The organism is Paraburkholderia sp. USG1 (assembly GCF_031570135.1).
GTDB classification, from domain to species: domain Bacteria; phylum Pseudomonadota; class Gammaproteobacteria; order Burkholderiales; family Burkholderiaceae; genus Paraburkholderia; species Paraburkholderia dioscoreae.
In genome coordinates, this window is sequence record NZ_JAMWXW010000011.1 from 22002 (window position 1) to 41594 (window position 19593).

16 protein-coding genes and 1 pseudogene are annotated in these 19593 nt (G+C 62.0%); 11 read left to right on the top strand and 6 right to left on the bottom strand.

Annotation, left to right across the window (positions count from 1 at the left end):
• Positions 1 to 23: 23 nt before the first annotated feature.
• Positions 24 to 1361 carry an LLM class flavin-dependent oxidoreductase gene (locus NE850_RS16200; protein ID WP_310698920.1) on the bottom strand — a complete coding sequence of 446 codons (1338 nt, stop codon included), beginning with the start codon at positions 1359 to 1361 and terminating at the stop codon, positions 24 to 26.
• 980 nt (positions 1362 to 2341) lie between these two features.
• On the opposite strand from NE850_RS16200, the gene NE850_RS16205 reads away from it, so the two are divergent.
• From NE850_RS16205 to NE850_RS16230, 6 genes and pseudogenes are all read left to right on the top strand, one after another.
• Positions 2342 to 3103: a substrate-binding periplasmic protein gene (locus tag NE850_RS16205; protein ID WP_405044849.1), complete on the top strand. Its 762-nt coding sequence runs from the start codon at positions 2342 to 2344 to the stop codon at positions 3101 to 3103.
• Positions 3100 to 5898 (top strand): EAL domain-containing protein, encoded by a 2799-nt coding sequence (locus tag NE850_RS16210; RefSeq protein WP_007182497.1) that lies wholly within the window; start codon positions 3100 to 3102, stop codon positions 5896 to 5898. The genes NE850_RS16205 and NE850_RS16210 overlap by 4 nt, the downstream gene beginning before the upstream one ends.
• Before the next feature lie 78 nt (positions 5899 to 5976).
• Entirely contained in the window at positions 5977 to 6885 is a 909-nt protein-coding gene (locus NE850_RS16215) for a class I SAM-dependent methyltransferase (RefSeq protein ID WP_007182496.1), read from the top strand.
• Between the two features lie 107 nt (positions 6886 to 6992).
• A complete protein-coding gene (locus tag NE850_RS16220; RefSeq protein ID WP_035518213.1) occupies positions 6993 to 8126 on the top strand; it encodes an acyltransferase in 1134 nt (377 codons plus the stop codon).
• 170 nt (positions 8127 to 8296) lie between these two features.
• Positions 8297 to 9559 carry an MFS transporter gene (locus NE850_RS16225; RefSeq protein WP_007182494.1) on the top strand — a complete coding sequence of 421 codons (1263 nt, stop codon included), beginning with the start codon at positions 8297 to 8299 and terminating at the stop codon, positions 9557 to 9559.
• A 126-nt stretch (positions 9560 to 9685) separates the two neighbouring features.
• Positions 9686 to 9796 (top strand): annotated as a pseudogene (locus NE850_RS16230) (LysR family transcriptional regulator); the annotation flags it as partial.
• 76 nt (positions 9797 to 9872) lie between these two features.
• Here NE850_RS16230 and NE850_RS16235 read toward each other — a convergent pair.
• On the bottom strand, positions 9873 to 10784 hold the full coding sequence (locus NE850_RS16235; protein ID WP_007182493.1) for a DMT family transporter: 912 nt from the start codon (positions 10782 to 10784) through the stop codon (positions 9873 to 9875).
• Positions 10785 to 10909: 125 nt separating this feature from the next.
• On the opposite strand from NE850_RS16235, the gene NE850_RS16240 reads away from it, so the two are divergent.
• Positions 10910 to 11839 (top strand): LysR family transcriptional regulator, encoded by a 930-nt coding sequence (locus tag NE850_RS16240; RefSeq protein WP_007182492.1) that lies wholly within the window; start codon positions 10910 to 10912, stop codon positions 11837 to 11839.
• 98 nt (positions 11840 to 11937) lie between these two features.
• Here the strand turns inward: NE850_RS16240 and NE850_RS16245 are convergent, their stop codons facing one another.
• Positions 11938 to 12918, bottom strand: a complete 981-nt coding sequence (locus tag NE850_RS16245; protein ID WP_007182491.1) for a chemotaxis protein — start codon at positions 12916 to 12918, stop codon at positions 11938 to 11940.
• A 413-nt stretch (positions 12919 to 13331) separates the two neighbouring features.
• On the opposite strand from NE850_RS16245, the gene NE850_RS16250 reads away from it, so the two are divergent.
• The 3 genes from NE850_RS16250 to NE850_RS16260 all read left to right on the top strand — a co-directional run bounded on the left by NE850_RS16250 (position 13332) and on the right by NE850_RS16260 (position 16931).
• On the top strand, positions 13332 to 13895 hold the full coding sequence (locus NE850_RS16250) for a DUF4142 domain-containing protein (protein WP_007182490.1): 564 nt from the start codon (positions 13332 to 13334) through the stop codon (positions 13893 to 13895).
• A 189-nt stretch (positions 13896 to 14084) separates the two neighbouring features.
• A complete protein-coding gene (locus NE850_RS16255; RefSeq protein WP_310698921.1) occupies positions 14085 to 15818 on the top strand; it encodes a tetratricopeptide repeat-containing glycosyltransferase family protein in 1734 nt (577 codons plus the stop codon).
• A gap of 87 nt (positions 15819 to 15905) precedes the next feature.
• Complete coding sequence (locus NE850_RS16260; RefSeq protein ID WP_007182488.1) at positions 15906 to 16931, top strand: aldo/keto reductase; 1026 nt, start codon at positions 15906 to 15908, stop codon at positions 16929 to 16931.
• Positions 16932 to 16982: 51 nt separating this feature from the next.
• On the opposite strand, the gene NE850_RS16265 is transcribed toward NE850_RS16260, so the two are convergent.
• From NE850_RS16265 to NE850_RS16275, 3 genes are all read right to left on the bottom strand, one after another.
• On the bottom strand, positions 16983 to 17426 hold the full coding sequence (locus NE850_RS16265) for a hypothetical protein (RefSeq protein WP_232064128.1): 444 nt from the start codon (positions 17424 to 17426) through the stop codon (positions 16983 to 16985).
• Positions 17427 to 17560: 134 nt separating this feature from the next.
• Positions 17561 to 17728 (bottom strand): hypothetical protein, encoded by a 168-nt coding sequence (locus NE850_RS16270; protein WP_197740259.1) that lies wholly within the window; start codon positions 17726 to 17728, stop codon positions 17561 to 17563.
• 68 nt (positions 17729 to 17796) lie between these two features.
• Positions 17797 to 18540, bottom strand: coding sequence for an SDR family oxidoreductase (locus NE850_RS16275; protein WP_007182486.1), 744 nt, complete (start codon positions 18538 to 18540; stop codon positions 17797 to 17799).
• 158 nt (positions 18541 to 18698) lie between these two features.
• Here NE850_RS16275 and NE850_RS16280 point away from each other — a divergent pair, with 158 nt between their 5' ends.
• Entirely contained in the window at positions 18699 to 19592 is an 894-nt protein-coding gene (locus tag NE850_RS16280) for a LysR family transcriptional regulator (protein ID WP_310698922.1), read from the top strand.
• The last annotated feature ends 1 nt before the right edge of the window (position 19593 follow it).

Consider the following 19593-nt stretch of genomic DNA (forward strand, 5'->3'; position numbering starts at 1 on the left):
GTGTCGAAGTGCGTGTGCGTGTATCAACGGGCGGAGCCAGCACGGGTGGGACGTTTCAGCCCAAGGTGCTCGCGCAGCGTGCGCCCTTCATATTCGGTGCGGAAAAGGCCGCGCCGGCGAAGCTCGGGCAGGACCTGATCGATGAATTCGGCGAGGCCTCCCGGGAACCAGGGCGCCATGATGTTGAAGCCATCGGCACCGCCTTCTTCGAACCACTGCTGCAACTGGTCGGCGATCGTTTGCGGCGTGCCGACCACCTGCTGATGGCCACGCGCGCCGGCAATACGCAGATACAGCTGCCGGATCGTCAGCTTGTCACGACGCGCCAGTTCCACCAGCAGATGCTGGCGGCTTTTGGGGCCATTGGTTTCGGGAAGCTCGGGAATGGGGCCATCCACGTCGTGATTCGACAGATCGATGCCGCCTATCACGGTCGACAGCAACGCTACGCCAACCACGGGATCCACGAGCGACTGCAACTGCTCGAATTTTTCGTCAGCTTCTTCCTGCGTGCGGCCTACTACCGGGAAGATGCCGGGCATGATCTTCACGTCGTCCGGATGCCGGCCGAAAGCGGGCAAACGGCCCTTGATGTCTGCATAGAAGGCCTGGGCTTCGTCGAACGTCTGGTGCGCGACGAAGATGACTTCCGCGGTGCGGGCTGCCAGCGCGCGGCCGTCCTCGGAGGCACCCGCCTGCACGATCACCGGACGCCCCTGCGGCGAACGGTTGACGTTCAGCGGTCCGCGCACCTGGAAATGCTCGCCGCGATGATCGAGCACATGCAGCTTGTCCGTATTCAGGTAGATGCCGCTCGCCTTGTCGCGTGGAAAGCTGTCTTCCTCCCACGAATCCCACAGGCCCAGCACGACATCGTGGAATTCAGCGGCACGTTCGTAACGCTTCGCGTGCTCCGGCAAATCGTCGCGGTTGAAGTTGCGGGCTTCGGTAGAGCTGCTCGATGTCACGAGATTCCAGCCTGCCCGTCCCCCCGAAATCTGGTCCAGCGACGCGAACTTGCGTGCCACGTTATAGGGTTCGTGAAACGAGGTGGAAACCGTCGCGATCAGACCGATGCGCTCGGTGACGGCCGCCAGCGCCGAGAGTAGCGTAAGCGGCTCGAAGAATTCGCTCCGGGCCGTGCGCGCGAGCGAGCCGGGATGCTTGCTTCTCACACCGGACGAATCGGCGAGAAACACGGCGTCGAATTTGGCCGCTTCGGCGAGGCGCGCCAACGCCACATAGTGGCGAAAGTTGCTGCCCGCGTCCGCTTGCGCATCGGGATGACGCCAACCGGCGATGTGATGGCCGGTCTGCATCAGAAATGCGCCGAGGCTGAACTGGCGAGTGGCTTGAGTCATGATGGCCCTGAAGGTGGGTGGGAGATCTGGCAGACCGGGATGACGGTGGTGGTGTCGGAATCCAATGCACGGGTGGCCGCGTCGCAAAGCAGCCCTTGCGCATCGGCAACCAGCGCCCACGCGTGCATTGCTACCGGAAGCGTGATTGGGAATTCGACCGCGCCGCGATATACCCGCGGATAGAGGCCTGACATGCGTCAAACGAAGCACCCGTGTCGGAAAGCGTGGCCCGGTCTGGAAGCCCAATGGTCAGTCGGTGATTGTTTCCCGTTGCCCGGTTGGACTCAACAAACCATTTTCGATATGCATATTGCGCGGGAAGGAATTATCGGGCGCCAGGCTTCGAACAGGTCAGTCGCGACGGAAATGGTTTGCTGCGAGTTGGCCGATGCGAAGCCCGCAATAGCAGCATTGGATTCGGTAGCCGGGGCGGAGCCGGCAGAGCCGAGGTTGTCGCCCGTGGTGCCCAGTGACGAAAATCCGGGGAAGTCCTTGCTGGGAACGGAGGGGATGGAATTTCGCGGTATTCCGCACAAGCAACGTAGTCCCCCTCTCTTCGCCAGAAACCGGACTAAAACCCCGTAAGTTGAAACGATTACGGCTTTTTTGCTTTTTTGGGCCCTTTGTCGGCCATCATGCAGCCCGGTATCGTGCAAACTTACTGTCGAAGTTTTGTGACCGCTGTCGCTCGACACGGGAATTCGCCCGCGGGAAAAGCTACGGCGCGTCCTAAAGAACGACAATGCGCTGCCGATAGTGCGTGCAGAGGTTTTGTGAAGGCGGATTTGGGCGTTCGTTGCGGATCAACTACGCATTGCCTCGGAAAAGCATCCTAAAATGCCCGACCAGGCCCGGATTTTCGGGGAAGTGGCGGTATGGCCTTGCCGCCGGGTCATGGTCGTCACGGATAAGCATTCAATGATGAGACATTCCGCTACGGAGGCGCTGTGATTCGAAACTGGCTTGGCGGTGTGTTATTGATGATATGTTGCGTGAGCAACGTCTTTGCGGCCGGCCCCGATTGTTCCCGGCCGTTTACGCTCGGATTACACGACCACGGGCTGCTCTATTCGCTCGATACCGATAGCGGCATCGACAAGGACTTCGCGGATGAGTTGATCCGGCGCAGCGGTTGCCAGATCAAGCTGAGCCTCATGTCGCGTGCACGTATCTGGAAGCTGATCGAGTCGGGTGCGCTCGATTTCAGCCTTTCCGGAATTGCGAATGACGAACGCAACCAATATGCTTCGTTCGCATGGTACTTCAGCAACAAATACTATCTGCTCGTGCGCAAAGACGCAGGCATCCACGACGTCGCGGAGTTCGAGCAGGACGATCACGCCCAACTCGGGGTAATCCGCAGTTTTCGCTATAGCGATTCCGCCAATCAACTGGTCGACAAACTGACGGCGGAAAACCGGATAAGCCAGGCAGGCGGACTCGAACCCCTCTATCAGGCGCTCATTCTGCGGCATATCCAGGGCATGATTATCGAACCGTTCGACTATCCCGCGCTGGAAGAGAAAAAGATACGCGACGTGACCACGATCATCGAGTTCAACGATCCCTCCGTGCCGCACGGACTGATCATGTCAAAGAAAGCACTCCCGGAGGCCGAACGGAAGAAGTGGCAGGCGCTGGTGGACGAAATGCGCGCTGACGGGACTGTGCGCCGCATCTTCGAAAAATACTTCAGGCCGGAGCTGGCCGATGCGATGGTGAACTTCAAGGCGTCGCCGTGACCCGGGTGCGCTCCGTCCTGCTGCCGCTGCTCGTGTTAACCGCGTCGCTTTGCGTGACGTGGACGGTATGGAATCACGAGCGGCAAGCCACCAGCAAAGAATTGCGCACCCAGTTTGATTACACCCTGGGCGATGCGGTCAGCCGCATCGAACAGCGCATGGCGAGCTACGAGCTCATGCTGCGCGGCGTGCAGAGTCTGTTTGCCGCGAACGGTACGATCGACCGCGACAGGTTCCGGCGCTATGTCGGCGCGCTCAATCTCGACGCGAACTTCTCCGGGATCCACGCCGTCGGTATCGTCGAATGGGTACCGGCGGCGTATAAGGCGAGTCACATGGCGAGAATGCGCGAGGAAGGCATTCCCGGCTATACGATCCAGCCCGAAGGGCAGCGTGAGGACTATGCGCCGCTCGTTCAGCGCGAGCCTTATGTCGGCCTCACGCAGAGTTCGCCCGGCTTCGACACCTGGAGCGATCCGGTGCGGCGCGCCGCAATGGAGCGAGCCCGCGACTCCGGCATGGCGGCACTTTCGGGAACGGTGCACCTTTTGATCGATGCGGATTCGGAGCGCCGGCCGGGCTTCATCATGTACCTGCCGATCTATGCGTCGGGTGAAACGCAGGAGAACGTCCTGCAGCGGCGGGCCCACATTACCGGTTGGGTCTATGCATCGTTCCGTATGCACGACGTGATGGCGAGCCTCTACGGCGAACAGCCCGCGGGCGTCTCGCTGGCCATTTACGATGGCGTAGCGGCATCGGACGCGGCGCTTCTATACCGCACCCCGGCTGCGAACAGGCGGCATGCGCCCGCGTTGATGTCCGCAAACGAATACCTGGTCGTGGACGGGCGCGACTGGACGCTGTCGATGGATGCCTCCGACGAATTCCGTTCCCGGCTGGGCAGCAACGCGGAGTCGTTGATTGCAGGCGCTGGAATCGGGCTGAGTCTGCTGCTGGCTCTTCTGACCTGGCTGATGGTGACAGGGCGGGAGCGCGCCATCCGTCTGGCTTCGGAAATGACACGGGAGTTGCGCGAGAGCGAAGAGAAATTTCGCGCGATCGCCGATTGCACGGTGAACCTGGAGATCTGGTGGGGACCGGACGGGAAACCGCGCTGGATCAATCCGTCCGTCGAACATTACACGGGCTACACGGTCGCCGAATGCATGGCCATGCCGAACTTCGCACGCACGCTGATCCATCCGGATGACGTAGAGCGCGTTGCGCCTGAATTTCAGAAAGGGCTTCAGGGCTTTCGCGGCGACGATCTCGAGTTTCGTTGCGTGCGCAAGGATGGTTCGCTGCTGTGGCTCTCGCTCTCGTGGGTGCCGATCAGCAATGCGAGGGGAGACTTCGTCGGCTTTCGTACGAGCGGGCGCGATATCACCGAGCGTAAGAAGTCGGAAGAGAAGATCCGGGAACTGGCCTTCTACGACACGCTGACCCGCCTGCCCAATCGCGCACTTCTTCTGGACCGGCTGAGGGAGTCGATGGCGGCCAGCCGCGAGAACAACGTCTGCGGCGCGCTCATGTTCATCGATCTCGATCACTTCAAGACGTTGAACGATACGCTCGGCCACGACAAAGGCGATCTGCTGCTGCGACACGTCGCGTATCGGCTGTCCAGTAGTGTCAGCAAGGGAGACACAGTCGCGCGGGTGGGCGGTGACGAGTTCGTGGTCGTGCTGGGCAATCTGAGTCTGAACAAGGCGGCCGCGACCGCGGAGACCGAGGCCGTGGGCGAGAAAATCCTCGCCGTGCTGGGCCGCGCCTACGAGCTCAATGGCGTTCAGTTTCGCAGTACCGCCAGCATCGGCGTCACCGTCTTCGACGCAGAGCAGACCTCCACGGACGAGCTGTTCAAACAGGCCGATCTCGCCATGTATAAGTCCAAGGAGCGTGGCCGCAATGCCATGTGCTTCTTCGATCCCGCCATGCAAACGACGGTGCTGAAGCGAGCCGAGCTCGAGGTGGGCTTGTGCAATGCGATCGAGGAGAACCGCTTCGTTCTGCATTATCAGGCGCAAGTCGTCGACGGCGATCATATAACCGGCGCCGAGGCACTCGTGCGTTGGGAGCATCCCGTGTGCGGCCTGATACCTCCGGCGGAGTTCATTCCGCTTGCGGAGGAAACGGGCCTCATTCTCGAAATAGGGCGAATGGTATTGGAGTCCGCATGTGCGCAGCTCGCGCTGTGGGCAACGCAGCCGCAGATGGCGCATCTGTCGATCGCAGTGAACGTCAGCGCCCGGCAATTCCGTGAGCCGGACTTCGTGGAGAGCGTGCTGGACGTGATCAACCGGAAAGGGGCGAGGGCGGACCGGCTGAAGCTGGAACTGACCGAGAGCGTTCTCGTTGAAAACGTCGAGGATATTATCGAAAAGATGGGCGCTCTTCGAGCTCGAGGCGTGACGTTCTCTCTGGATGACTTCGGGATTGGATACTCCTCGCTGTCCTACCTGAAACGGTTGCCATTGGACCAGCTGAAAATCGACCGTTCCTTCGTGCGCGACATCCTGGAAGACCCCAACGATGCTGACATTGCGAGAACCATTGTGGCGCTTGCCCGCAGTTTCGATCTTGGCGTCATCGCCGAGGGCGTCGAGACCGAGGCGCAAAGAGACTTTCTTGCGGTAGCAGGATGCCATGCCTATCAGGGGTTTCTTTTCTGCAAGCCGCTTCCGGTACGGAGTTTCGAGCAGTTCGTGGCGAGCTTCGAATGCCGGGACCGGATGGAAGACCGGCGGCATGGTCGCGATGAGAGAAGCGTCGATTCAGATACGGTGACCTGACCGGCATTGTGCAACGCACCGTCCGGCCGATTTTCGATGCTGTACACTTCAGCGGAAACTTCAGCCGGAGGGCGCGGCATGGATCGCAAGGTCAAACTGCTGTCTGGACTGAATCTGTCGAGTGCAATCGGTGCGGAAATCGGTGCGCTTTGCCGACCCGTGGTGACGCGCTCGGAGGGTACGGTTTACTACATCGACCACGCCAGTACAGAAGTTCTGCGCGAAAAATATAAACACGATCCGAATGTCGATATCGACGCGCTCGTGGACGTCGATGCCGTATGGGGCCAGCAATCGTTATCCGAAGCGCTTGGCGGCAAATTGGTCGATTATGTGATCGCCTCTCATGTGGTCGAGCATGTTCCCGATCTCGTCGGCTGGCTTGCCGAGGTCGGTGCAATACTCAAACCGGGCGGCCAGTTGCGGCTCGCAGTGCCCGATAAGCGTTTCACCTTCGATCTGATGCGGGAAGATTCGCGCATCAGCGACGTACTGAGCGCCCATGTCGTGCGGGCGCGCATTCCGCAGCCGCAGGCCATCATCGACCATATTGTGAACGTGCGATACGACGTCAGCGCAGGAGAGATTTGGGCCGGCATACGTTCGGATGGGCGGCCGGCGCATACGTTCGCGGATGCGATTGCTTCCGCCCGGGACGCATTTGCAAACGGCAACTATCACGACGTGCACGTCTGGGTATTCACGCCGGTCACGTTTGCAAGGATTTGCCGGCAACTCGTTGAAAACGGATTGCTGAGCATGTCATGCGCTAACTTTTTCGACACCGCCAGAAACGAACTCGAGTTTCAGGTTCACATACGGCAGTGCGCCGATGTGGAATTCGCTGCCGCCACCTGGGCACGCGTGGAAGCGGCAGCCATGTCTCTGCCGCCACCCGCGAATCCCGCTGTGCCGTTGCCTGAGGGGCGCGCCGCGCCTTCTCTATTGCAGCGTGTCGTCCGGCGCATGGGACGTGTGCTGTCATAGCGCGATCCCGGCAGCGGACCTCCGTCGCCCTCCTTCATTGCAACTCGATTACGGTTATCTATTATCGTGACGACCCGGAATGTTTCCCTAATCTGTAAAATGCGCGGATGGAAACACACAGCATCCGAGACGCAAGCTCTTTGCGCTACGTAGCCGGCCTCGATGGACTCCGAGCCATTTCGATGATGCTGGTCGTTCTGTTTCATTACACGAGCTATTTTTCCAGCCGCCTGGCAGGGTTGGGCGGCACCTGGAGCGGTGTAGCGCGTATTGCTTCGACCGGCTGGATAGGCGTCGACGTATTTTTCGTGATCTCGGGTTTTCTGATCACAACAACGCTGTTGAAGAGGCCGGTCGATTCGCTCGCGTCATACTCGACATTCATTCGGCGCCGCGCAATCAGATTGCTGCCGGCCTATGTCGCAAGTCTGCTGATATTCACACTTGTCGCGCTACTGGGTGATCCGCATAGCAAAGTACTGAGAAACGAGTATCTGCTATGGACATTCACGGCCAGCCTGCAGTCGCTGCTGGGTGATCGGGTCGCACTTGCCGATCAGTATTTCTCGATGGCGCATTTCTGGACGCTGGCGGTGGAATGGCATTTCTATCTCGTCTTCCCGCTTCTCGTCGCCCGTTGCCGCTCATACTTTCGCCCGGCCGTGGCGCTGCTGCTGATCGCCATCGCCTTCCGACTGATATGCCATTTTGCCGGGATTTCCGACAACGGCATCTATACATTCACGCTTTGCCGGATCGACTCGATTGCGGTAGGTTGCCTGCTGGCACTCGTGCCTGCCCGCATTGGTTCAAGGCAGTCGGCAGCGGCCGGCATGCTCGGCGCGGCGCTTTTCATATCGATCTGGATTGCCTTGGCGCTTTCAGACGTGCCATTCAAGACCCTGGCATGGCTTCAGACGTTTGGTTATACGCTTCTGGCCATTTCGCTCGCGTTGATGATCTACCGGGTCATCCATTCCTCTCCGCGCTCGGTGATCGTGCGTGCGCTGGAATCCAAGCCGCTTGCTTCGACGGGACGCGCAAGTTATAGCCTGTATATCTGGCACTTGCCCTTTTATCCGGCCGTTGTGCTGGCCGCGCAAAGTAACTTCACGGACGTCAGGCTTGCCTATCTGGTCGCAGTGCTGACTGGCGTCGTGATGACGGCGGCGCTCGGGGGGCTCTCTTATCGGCTGGTCGAATCCCGGTTCGCCCGGGCGCGCCCAGCGGTGCTTGCCTGAAAACGGCGTACCGTTGCGCGGCAACGCATTCGCACTGCTGCAGAATCACCGCGATCGACCCCGTCGGGTAATCGCGGCAAGACGCGCTGCGCGGGATCGTAGAGCAAGGCGGATCATCTTGCTCTAAACTAGCTGCCGCCCAAGCCAGCCTAGTCAAAAGCAAGAACGCCATGCCTCCAGAACCCGCCGACCCGTCCGACTCTTCATCCGTTAGTCTGCCGAAACAGCCCGCATTTCAACGTTTCTGGTGTACCCGCATCCTCTCGTCGCTGTCGTTCCAGATGCTCGCTGTGGCAATGGGCTGGCACATCTACGCGCTCACACACAGCGCCTTCGCACTGGGCCTCGTCGGCCTCGCGCAATTTCTACCGATGTTCGTGCTGACGCTCGTGGTCGGCCATGTTGCCGACCGTTATGACCGCCGGCGAATCGCGGCCATCTGCCAGAGCCTCGAAAGCGTTGCTGCATTGCTGTTCGCCTGCGGCACTTTCGGTGGCTGGATCAGCGCGCCGGTCATCTATGTGCTGGCCGCGTGCGTCGGCGCGGCGCGAGCATTCGAGTCGCCCGCGGTGGCTTCACTGCTGCCGGGCGTCGTGCCGCGGGGGCAGTTGCCCAAAGCCACGGCGTGGGCCACATCAGCGAATCAGACCGCGCAGATCGCGGGCCCGGCACTGGGCGGTCTGCTCTACGGCATCGGCCCCGGCGCGGCTTATCTCGCCTGCACGTTGTCGTTCGCGGCCGCCGCCACGGCCGTGTGGAGCATCCCACTGCGGGCGAAGCCGGCGAACCGCGCGCCCGTCACGCTCGAGTCGGTATTCTCGGGCATCGCCTTCATTCGCAAGGAGCCGGTCATTCTCGGCGCACTGTCGCTCGATCTGTTCGCCGTGCTGTTCGGCGGCGCGACCGCGCTGTTACCGGTCTTCGCGCGCGACATCCTGCACACGGGGCCGCTCGGCCTCGGGCTGCTGCGTTCGGGCACGGCCATCGGCGCGCTCGCGGGCACCATCTGGCTCGCGCATTTCCCGTTGCGCAACCGCCCCGGCGCGGCGATGTTCGGCGGCGTAATCGCGTTCGGCGCGGCCACTGTGGTGTTCGGGCTGTCGCATCAATTCCTCGTGTCACTCGTCGCGCTCATGGTGCTGGGCGCCTCGGACACCATCAGTGTCGTCGTGCGCCTGTCGCTCGTGCAGTTGCGTACGCCGGACGACATGCTGGGACGCGTCAGCGCGGTCAATTCGCTTTTCATCGGGACGTCGAATCAATTGGGCGAATTCGAATCCGGCGTGACGGCGGGGTGGTGGGGCGCACAGCCGGCTGTCCTGGTAGGCGGCGTGGCGACCATTGCCGTCGCTTTGCTATGGATGCGTTTTTTTCCGGAACTCGCTCGCACGCGCTCACTGGAGCGCGAAGAGGAACTGGCGCCGAGCCATTGACCGGTTGCACCCGGCGCGCGGACATATTCCCAACCTTTAGCGGCTTGCGCGCCTCCCACGCGCGGATGATCTGACGTCGGCTTCACCCATCCATGATGGCGGCACCTTCACTCGGCTCCTCTCATCATGCGCATTGCCCCGTTGCCTCCGCTCCAATGCCTGGTCGCATTCGAATCGGCCATACGGCATGCGAGTTTCACCAAAGCCGCCGCGAAACTGCATCTGACTGTTTCAGCGAGGCGAAGTGGTGAGCGAGCGCGGCAGCGTGGCGTCGCGCTGATCGACGCATCTGTGTTTTGGCGCAGGCCGTTGCTCAGGCCCGCGCGGCACTCACGCGCAGTGCGCTCCATCGCACTGTCGCCAGAACCGATGCCGCGACGATCAATGCTCCGCCGACCCACGCGGTTGCCGAAATTCGCTCACCTAGCCAGAGGCAGGCAAACAACGCTCCGAACGCCGGTTCGCTGCCCATCAGCAGCGAGACGCGTGTCGGGCTGCTGCGCTTGATCGCGAAGTTCTGCGCAAAGAACGCGAACAGCGTGCATGCAATCACGAGATAGCCGACGTAACTCCAGAACACAGCATGTCCGGCAAGCGAGGGCAACGGCTGCCACTGCTGCGGCACGAACAACCAGGCGGCCGCGGCGCTGCCGAATGCCACCACACCCGACTGAACCGCTGTTACCGACAAGGGCGGCAGGGCAGAGTCGCGCATGACGCGTTTGGTTACGCACACCGTCAATGCGCGCAACAGCGCGGCCAGCAGAATCAGCGCATCGCCCGGGTTGAAGCTCAGTGCGCCGTCGCCCGCGAGCAGCCACGCGCCCAGCAGGGAAAGTGCCACCGCCAGCCATTCGACACGACTCGGCTTGCGCCTGAGCAGCAACCATTCGACAAGCGGCGTGAGCACCACGCATAGGCTGATCAAAAAGGCGGCGTTGGCCGCACGGGTCATCAGGATGCCGAAGGTTTCGCACAGAAAGATGCCCAGAAGCAGCGCGCCGGCGATCAGCACGCCGCGTAGCGTGCGGGCGTCGGCGGCGCGCAGATGGCGCAGAGCCGGCGACAGAATCACGAAAGTGATGCCGAAGCGCAGCGCAAGCAGGCCCAGCACCGGATAAAACACTAGCGCGCTCTTGACCACGCCGTAACTGGTGCCCCACACCACGGCGACGGCGAGCAGCATCAGATCGGAAAGCATGAGCAGGCGTTCCTGTTTCGACATGGTAGACCTCGATTGAAAGAGCCCGTATTGTCGAACTTTGCGTGACGCGTGATAATCGGGTCGTGGTGCATAGCGTTTGTGTCACAAATGCATTAATAGACTGGTCGCACTCACGGAATCCGACGATGACCCCAACGGAGCTTTTCGCCTTGCTGCCGGACATGGCGGTATTTGCACGCGTCGTCGATGCGGGTAATTTCTCGGTGGCCGCGCGGCAACTCGGCAGCACGCCATCCACGGTCAGCCGCCAGATCAAGCGGCTCGAAGACGCGCTCGCAACGCGTTTGCTCGAACGTTCCACGCGCACGGTGCGAGTCACGGAGTCCGGCGCACAAGTGGCGCGATTCTGCCGCGACATGGTGAGCGCCGCGTCGGGTGCGGTCGATGCGGCGGGACAACTGGCTGGCAAACCCCAAGGCAAGGTCAGCGTAAGCGCGCCGACCCAGTTCGCGAAGTCCGTGATTCATCCGCTCATCCCCGGCTTCCTGCGCGCTTACGACGAGGTTGACCTGCAACTGCTTTTCACCGATCGCGACGTCGATCCGCTTGCCGACGATATCGATCTGGTGATCCGCCTGACCGAGCATCCGCCGCAGGGTCTCGCGGGGCGCCGGCTGGGCGCGGTGCGTTGGCTGCTGGTGGCGTCGCCGGCGTATTTGCGCGAGCGCGGTACGCCGGCGCAGCCGCGCGATCTGCTGAAACACGCGTGTATCTATCTCGGCGAGACGGCCGACGACAACCGCTGGCGCTTTCGCCGCGGCACCGAGACACAGAGCGTCGACGTGAAGGGGCGCTACATTGCGAATCACGCCGGTGCGCGACTCGAAGCCGCGTTGCAGGACTTCGGTATTGCGTGCGTGCCGGAATTTGCCGCCGCGGAGTGGTTGCCAGGCGGCGAACTCGTACAGGTTCTACCGGACTGGAATCTCGAAGCGCGCGCTTACGTGGGGTCGGTGTGGCTGCTTTATCCGCCGAACCGTTTCTTGCCGCCGAAGGTGAGGGCGTTGATCGATTACCTTGTCGAGCATCTTCACGACGCGCTCGATACGGCATGAGAACCGCCGCACGCGTGCTGAATCGCGGCGGATATTCTTCGGTTTCTGCCCGGGTGTTTCGCTGCGGATGCTGCCAGACAACCCGGACAAACGAACCCTCAAGCAACCACCTCACTCAAAGGCAAAACCCCCAGAGCATTCCGAATGGCGTCGGCCAACTCAGCAGCGGCAAACTTGGCCACATACCCATTAGCCCCAGCGTTCTTCACATGCGCCTCGTTGGCCGCCCCGGTCAGAGAAGAATGAATGATGACCGGAATATCACGAGTACGTTCGTCCGCCTTGATCTGCCGGGTCAGCATGAACCCATCCATCTCGGGCATCTCGAGATCGGTGAGAACAAGCGCAATACTATCCTTCACCCGCGTCCCATTGGACTGAGCCTCGCGCGCAACCTGCTGCAAGGTATTCCAGGCTTCTTCCCCGGTCTTGGTCATGACGAAGTCAGCCCCAATAGCACTCAAAGCCTGCTCGATCAACTTACGGGCAAACCCGGAATCATCGGCAGCAAGAATCTTCGCCCCATGCCGAATGCCCAACGCCGCCCCAACGGAAGCAGGATCGACACTCGGATGCTGTGACGGAAACACATCACGCAACACCTGCTCCACATCGATTACCTGAGCGAGCCGCGAGTCGCCCGTATTGCCGTCGATCCGCGCGATACTCGTGACGAGATTGCCGCCTGCCGCGCCCTCGGCGGACAACACCTGGTTCCACTCCAGCCGTACGATATCGTCGACTTCCTCGACCGCGAACGCCTGCGTCGAGCGCGCGAATTCCGTCACCAGCAGGATGTTCAGACCGCGTGTGGGCTCGCAGCCCATCAGTCGCGGCAGGTCGATCACAGGGATGATCTGCCCGCGAATGTCCACCGCGCCCATCACGAACGGCGACGAACCGGCGATCGGCGTGACGGTCGGCATCGTCGAGATCTCACGCACCTTGAAGACGTTGATGCCGTACAACTCATGCGCGTCGCTGCCGGGTACGGAGCCCAGCCGGTACAGCAACAGCTCGAATTTGTTGGAACTCGTCAGGTTGCTGCGTTCATCGCTCGCGCGGTTTTCTACGGCCATTGAATCTCTCCAGAATTGCGGTGCGTGTGGTGCGCCATGCAATCGCTATGTTCGATCCTGGCGCGCGCCCTACCTTTCAGTTATCGGCGCGATCGGCGGAAAGTTCAACGATTCCACGCTCTTTTCCTTGCATGCTCTGGTTAACACGCAGCCGATAGGCGAGGCATGAGGTCGCCCGAACGGGGCCGCCGCGATGCAGACCTGGCAGGCCATTCATATGAAGGTTACCTGCGGTTACAGAAGCGACAGCGTCGTATCACATGGTGCACAGCGCGCCTCCTAGAATGCACAGCGATTAAAGCGTGGCGCAGTCAGGGGCTCGCAAGCTGACCGCGAGGTGTCCGTGCGGTCAGCACGCCGCCCGAGGCGCACACGCATTTGCCGTCGTTTCGCTTCCACCTCAAGGAGAACGTATGATCCGCTTGCCTCTCGCCACCATCACCAGTGCCTGCGCGGCTGGTCTGCTCGTCGTCGCCACCGCGGCCAGCGCTCAAACCGCTCCCGCGGCGCCCGCTGCGGACGCCGGCCGTCTGCATGCCGCCGACCAGACATTCATCGCGGACGGCACCAAAGCCGTCGCGACGCAGCGCGACGCCGCACGCCTCGCCACCTCGCGCTCGACCGACCGCGACGTCAAGGCGTTCGCCGAACGCGTGTCGGCCGATAACGCGAAAATCTCCGACGCGCTGCGCGCGGCGAGCCCGCGCGGTGTCGATGTGCCGAAAAACGACCCCGACGCAGCCGTGATCGCGAGCATCAACAACCTGCGCGGCGCCGACTTCGACAAGGCCTATATCGAACAGGTCGCGCTCGCCGGCGAACAGAAAGCACTGTCGGCATTCCAGGCGGAAATCGCTTCGGGCCGCGACGAGCAGTTGAAGGACGCGGCAAAGAAGGCGCTGCCGACTATCCAGGAGCACTACGCGATGGCGCAGGATCTCGCCAGGCGCAAGCATCTATCCAGCGCGGCGCAATAAGCAGCAGGCAGTAGACAGCAAGCACTTTGACACGCGTCACGCTGCTGCGTGAACGCGTGTCAGTTCCAGTGCGCAGTTTTCGGCGATAATCGGCTTCGCTCTTTCGGGTCCGCTGCGCGCATGATGCTGCGTGGCGCGCGCTCCGAAAGCTCCCATGATCTTCACGTGCATTCGATCGAAGCTGTCCGCATGAGCAAGCCTGTCAATCTGCCGCAACAGTTGGACCATATGCTTCGGCAAGCCGTCGGGCTTCAGCAGAACGGCGCATTTGCCGAGGCCGAGGAACTCTATCGCGAGATTCTCGAACTCAAACCTCGTCATTTCGACGCGCTGCAATTGCTGGGTGCGCTGGCGCTGCAAGCGGGCCGCTTGCAGGAAGGCGTCGAATTACTCAGAAAGGCGCTTGCCGTCAACGCGAAACAGGCGCCGATCCATTCGAATCTCGCCTATGCATTGAACGCGTTGCAGCGTTTCGACGAAGCACTCGCGAGTGCGGAGCGCGCACTGGCCTTGCAGCCCAAATTTCCCGACGCACTGAACAATCGCGGCAACGCGCAAGCCGGCCTGAACCGGCCGCTCGACGCGCTCGCCAGTTTCGATCGCGCGATTGCGCTGACGCCGGATTTTGCGCAGGCCTGGAACAACCGCGCCTGTGTGCTGCGCGACCTCGGCCGTCCCGCCGATGCGCTCGCCAGCTGTGATCACGCGCTCGCATTGCAGCCGGCTTATCCCGACGCGTGGAGCAATCGCGGCAACGCATTCAGCGACCTGAACCAGCCGGAAGAAGCGGAACGCAGCTACCGTCGCGCGCTCGAATTGGCCCCGGCATTTGCCGACGCCTGGAATAACCTCGGCCTCGCGCAGATCGATCTCAATCAGCACGCGCAAGCGCTCTCGAGTTACGAGCGCGCACTCGCCGCGAATCCCGCGGCGGCTGAGACGCATTGGAACGAGTCGCTGTGTCTGTTGCAAATGGGGCGGCTCGAAGCTGGCTGGCAGAAATACGAGTGGCGCTGGGAGCGCAGCCGGATCAAGGCAAGCCGGCGCGTGTTTGCACAGCCTCTTTGGCTGGGGGATTTTTCGATCGGGGGCAAGACGATTCTGTTGCACGCGGAGCAGGGCCTCGGCGACACGCTGCAGTTTTGCCGTTATGCCGCGCTGGTGTCGAAGCTCGGTGCGAAGGTCATGCTCGAAGTGCCGCCCGAATTGATGCGCCTCATGTCCACGCTCGACGGCGTGGACCAGTTGATCGAAGCCGGCGAGGCGCTGCCGCCGTTCGATTGCCACTGTCCGCTGCTGAGTCTGCCGCTGGCATTCAAAACAGACCTCGACAGCATTCCTTCGGCCACGCCGTATCTCTACGCGCACGCCGAAGCGGCTCGCCAATGGCGCGACCGGATTCACGCGCAAGCAGACACGCGCCTGAAAGTCGGACTCGTGTGGGCAGGCGGAAACCGGCCGCATGTCGCTGAACTTCGCAAGAACGACGCGCGCCGTTCGATCGCCTTCGAGCAGCTCGCGCCCATTCTCGACGTGCCCAACGTGCAGTTCTTCAGCCTGCAGAAAGGACCGGCTGCACAGCAGTTGAAAAGCGGCGAGTGGGGTGGCCGCATTGTCGATTACACGGAAGAACTGGACGATTTCGCCGACACCGCGGCCCTGGTGGCGAACCTCGACCTGGTGATTTCCGTGGACACATCCACGGCCCATCTGGCCGGCGCACTCGACCGGCCGGTGTGGATTCTGAACCGCTTCGACACCTGCTGGCGCTGGATGCTGGAGCGCACCGATACGCCGTGGTATCCGGGCGCGAGGCTGTTCAGGCAGCCCGCGTTGGGCGATTGGGACAGTGTGATGCAGGCCGCGCGTGATGCGCTGGCTGCGTTGAGCGCATCGGCTGCGAACGCCGCGCATCCCGGATAAAGATACCGTTCCCGCTCCGGCGAATTTACGCGGACGCGCGTAGACTGAACGTCCGTTTATCGACGGTTCAGCCACGGAGATACATCAATGGAATACAGACATCTGGGTGCATCCGGTTTCAAGGTGCCGGTACTGAGCTTCGGCACGGGCACGTTCGGCGGCAAAGGCGAGTTCTTCCAGGCGTGGGGCGCGACCGACGTCGCCGAGGCGCGTCGTCTGATCGACATCTGCTTCGATGCGGGCGTCACCATGTTCGACAGCGCGGACATCTATTCGAGCGGGGCCTCCGAGTCGGTGCTCGGTGAAGCGCTCAAGGGCAAGCGCGACAAGGCAATCATCTCGACCAAGGCAACCTTCCGTTTCGACGACGGGCCGAACAGCGTCGGCTCGTCGCGCTTCCATCTGATTCAGGCGGTGGACGCGGCGCTCAAGCGCTTGCAAACCGATTACATCGACCTGTTCCAGTTGCACGGTTTCGACGCCAGAACGCCGGTCGCCGAAGTGCTGTCGACGCTCGACGATCTGGTGCGCGCCGGCAAGATCCGCTATACCGGCGTGTCGAATTTCTCCGGCTGGCATCTGATGAAGTCGCAGGACGTGGCGGACCGCTACGGCTATCCGCGCTACGTCGCCAATCAGACCTACTATTCGCTGGTCGGCCGCGATTACGAGTGGGAGTTGATGCCGCTAGGCGTCGATCAGGGCGTGGGCGCGGTGGTGTGGAGTCCGCTCGGCTGGGGGCGTCTCACCGGCAAGATCAAGCGAGGTCAGCCGTTGCCCGATTCGAGCCGCTTGCATAAAACCGTCGACATGGCCCCGCCGGTGCCGGACGAGTATCTGTTCCGCGTGCTGGATGCGATCGACGAGATCGCGGCCGAAACCGGCAAGACCGTACCGCAGATCGCGCTGAACTGGCTGCTGCAGCGGCCTACCGTCTCGACGGTGCTGATCGGGGCGCGCAACGAGGAACAGTTGCGGCAGAACCTCGGCGCGGTGGGCTGGAATCTGACGCCCGAGCAGGTAGCCAAACTCGACGCGGCGAGCGCGGTGCGTCCCGCTTATCCGTACTGGCATCAGGAAGGCTTCGCGGAGCGCAACCCGAAGGCGGTGTGAGCGCGTGCTTGCGTTCGGCGACACGCTGCATACACGCGCTCCGGTTCGACCTCACTTCGCGAGTTCGGCCGGGGCGGCGAACAGTTCGCTGTAATAGCGGCGGCCGGCGTCGAGATGCGGGCCGAACGCAAAACCTTGCGCGAGCATGGCGTCGAAATCCGCGCGTTCGATTTTCATCACGTAGCTGTGTTCGGTGGTGACGAGGCGGCACGAGGTGCCGGTCGCCGCCGCCGCGCTGAACCACTTGCCCGCGCTCGCGTGGCCCGACGCAAACACATGTTGTCCGGTTTCGATTTGCCAGCCGCCGTCCAGCAGAATCCAGATGGACTGGTCACGAGCCGTAGTCGTGTCGTGCGTGCATTGGGCGACGACGGCACCGGCTTGCGCTTCCCATTCATGCGAGTGGGCGATCACCCATCGCAGTTGATCGGTCGTCAGGCGGGTAAAGAACGGCGTGTGCTTCAGCAAATGAAGGTAAGTGACCGAGGGTTTCATGGTCGTGCTCCTCGTCGTGACTGAGGCGTCGGACGGTTGAGGTTGAGGTTCGCATGCGCCGATCAGAACCGGCAGCAGGACGGCGCATGCGATCAGCGTGGCTGCTTTCATGGCGGTATGTCGTACCGCCGCGCTCAACACCGGACCCGTGCTTCGAGTAAGTCGCCCATGCCGATTCGCCGCGCGAAGTCGATCCGCACACGCTCCGACACTTCAATATGGCCGGCTTCGGCGAGCGACTGCGCGGTCAGTTTGCCGATGCCCGTGCCGGCGCCCGTCACGAGGATGACGTTCTTCTGCATTTTCTTCTCCGATTCGATGAAGTGAGGCGGCCTTCAAAGGCCGCTCGGCGAGATGCGCGTCAGGCGCATCATGCGAGGCCGCCGTTGGCACGCAGAATCTGACCGTTGACCCAGCCCGCGTCCGGACCGGCGAGGAACGCCACCACGGATGCGATATCGTCCGGCTGGCCGAGACGTTGCAGCGGCGGCATCTTGGCGAAGGTCTGGATCTGTTCTTCAGTCTTGCCGTCGAGGAACAGCGACGTCGCGATCGGACCCGGCGCCACGGCGTTGACGGTGATGTTGCGGCCGCGCAGTTCCTTGGCGAATACATGCGTAAAGGCTTCGACGGCTGCCTTGGTCGCGTTGTAGATCGCGTAGCCCGGCATGTTCAGCGCCAGCGTGGTGCTCGAAAAGTTGACGATGCGTCCGCCGTCGTTCATGCGCGCGGCTGCTTCGCGCAACGTGTTGAAGGTGCCGCGCACGTTGATGTCGAAGGTCTGGTCGTACAGCGCGTCGCTGGTGTCGGCAAGCGGCGTGGTCTTGAGCACGCCGGCGTTGTTGACGAGCACGTCCACTTTGCCGAGCTGCTGTTCGGTGATCTCGAACAGGCGGCGCACGTCGTTGGCGCTCGACACGTCGGCCTTCACCGCCACGGCTTTGGCGCCGGCCGCCGTGAGTTTCGCGACGAGCGCATCGGCTTCGGTCGAACTGGACGCGTAATTGATCGCGACAGCGAAGCCGTCGTTGGCGAGGCGTTGCGCGACCGCTGCGCCAATGCCGCGGGATGCGCCGGTGACGATAGCGACTTGCTGGCTGATTGAGGCGTTCATGATCCGGTTCCTTGTGTGTGGTGAGTGGATGAGTCGAATCATGGACGCTTTCCGCGCATAGATAATCGGGTTAGACTGGTCATCATTATTCTATTTGCTTTAATAATTGGCGTACAAACCGACAGAACTGACGCCACCGGACACCAGCAGACACCCACATGGATCGTTTCGAAGAAATGCGCGTTTTCGTGCGGATCGCCGAGCGGCAAAGCTTCACGCGCGCTTCGGACGATCTGCAGATTCCACGGGCCACCGTGACCAACCTGATGAAGCGCATGGAGCAGCGGCTCGGCGCGCGGCTGCTCGAACGCACCACGCGCACGGTGCGGCTCACGCACGACGGCGAGGCGTACTATCGCCGCTGCGTGCGGCTGATTGCCGATATGGAGGAGGCCGAGGGCTCGTTCTCGAATCTCGCGCCCAAGGGCCTGTTGCGGGTCAATTTGCAGGGCACGCTGGCACGGCATTTCGTGGTGCCGGCGCTGCCGGCGTTTCTCGCGCGCTTTCCGGAGATCGAACTGACCATCGGCGAAGATGACCGGCTCGTCGATTTGGTGCGGGAGGGCGTGGATTGCGTGCTGCGGGCAGGTAACCTGCAGGATTCGTCAATGGTGGGGCGGCGCGTCGCGCAACTTCCGCAAGTCACCGTGGCGAGTCCGGCGTATCTCGCGGCGTATGGCGAGCCGGCCGATCCGTCCGCGCTGTCCACGCACCGGGCGGTCAATTACGTGTCGAGTGCCACGGGTAAGGCCGTGCCGCTCGAATTCAACGTGGCGGGCCGCGAGGTGGCGATGGTACTGCCGTCGGCGGTATCGGTGACCGGTACGGAACTCTATACGGGCTCGGCGCTTGCCGGGCTCGGCATCGTGCAGGTGCCGCAATACCGGGTGGCGGCCGAACTGGCGGCGGGGCGGCTGAAAATCATTCTCGCGGACTTTCCGCCGCCGCCAATGCCGATATCCGTGCTGTATCCGCAGAACCGGCAGTTGTCGTCGCGGGTACGGGTGTTTGCGCAGTGGCTGGGCGATATTTTTGCCACGGCCACAACATGAT

Excerpts from the sequence above, each read along its gene's own strand:
- NE850_RS16225 (WP_007182494.1), top strand. The coding sequence starts at position 8,297 with ATGCCTCCAGAACCCGCCGACCCGTCCGACTCTTCATCCGTTAGTCTG.
- NE850_RS16220 (WP_035518213.1), top strand. The coding sequence starts at position 6,993 with ATGGAAACACACAGCATCCGAGACGCAAGCTCTTTGCGCTACGTAGCC.
- NE850_RS16265 (WP_232064128.1), bottom strand. The coding sequence starts at position 17,426 with ATGAAACCCTCGGTCACTTACCTTCATTTGCTGAAGCACACGCCGTTC.
- NE850_RS16270 (WP_197740259.1), bottom strand. The coding sequence starts at position 17,728 with ATGCAGAAGAACGTCATCCTCGTGACGGGCGCCGGCACGGGCATCGGC.
- NE850_RS16245 (WP_007182491.1), bottom strand. The coding sequence starts at position 12,918 with ATGGCCGTAGAAAACCGCGCGAGCGATGAACGCAGCAACCTGACGAGT.
- NE850_RS16235 (WP_007182493.1), bottom strand. The coding sequence starts at position 10,784 with ATGTCGAAACAGGAACGCCTGCTCATGCTTTCCGATCTGATGCTGCTC.
- NE850_RS16280 (WP_310698922.1), top strand. The coding sequence starts at position 18,699 with ATGGATCGTTTCGAAGAAATGCGCGTTTTCGTGCGGATCGCCGAGCGG.
- NE850_RS16215 (WP_007182496.1), top strand. The coding sequence starts at position 5,977 with ATGGATCGCAAGGTCAAACTGCTGTCTGGACTGAATCTGTCGAGTGCA.
- NE850_RS16200 (WP_310698920.1), bottom strand. The coding sequence starts at position 1,361 with ATGACTCAAGCCACTCGCCAGTTCAGCCTCGGCGCATTTCTGATGCAG.
- NE850_RS16240 (WP_007182492.1), top strand. The coding sequence starts at position 10,910 with ATGACCCCAACGGAGCTTTTCGCCTTGCTGCCGGACATGGCGGTATTT.
- NE850_RS16260 (WP_007182488.1), top strand. The coding sequence starts at position 15,906 with ATGGAATACAGACATCTGGGTGCATCCGGTTTCAAGGTGCCGGTACTG.
- NE850_RS16205 (WP_405044849.1), top strand. The coding sequence starts at position 2,342 with ATGATATGTTGCGTGAGCAACGTCTTTGCGGCCGGCCCCGATTGTTCC.
- NE850_RS16275 (WP_007182486.1), bottom strand. The coding sequence starts at position 18,540 with ATGAACGCCTCAATCAGCCAGCAAGTCGCTATCGTCACCGGCGCATCC.
- NE850_RS16250 (WP_007182490.1), top strand. The coding sequence starts at position 13,332 with ATGATCCGCTTGCCTCTCGCCACCATCACCAGTGCCTGCGCGGCTGGT.
- NE850_RS16255 (WP_310698921.1), top strand. The coding sequence starts at position 14,085 with ATGAGCAAGCCTGTCAATCTGCCGCAACAGTTGGACCATATGCTTCGG.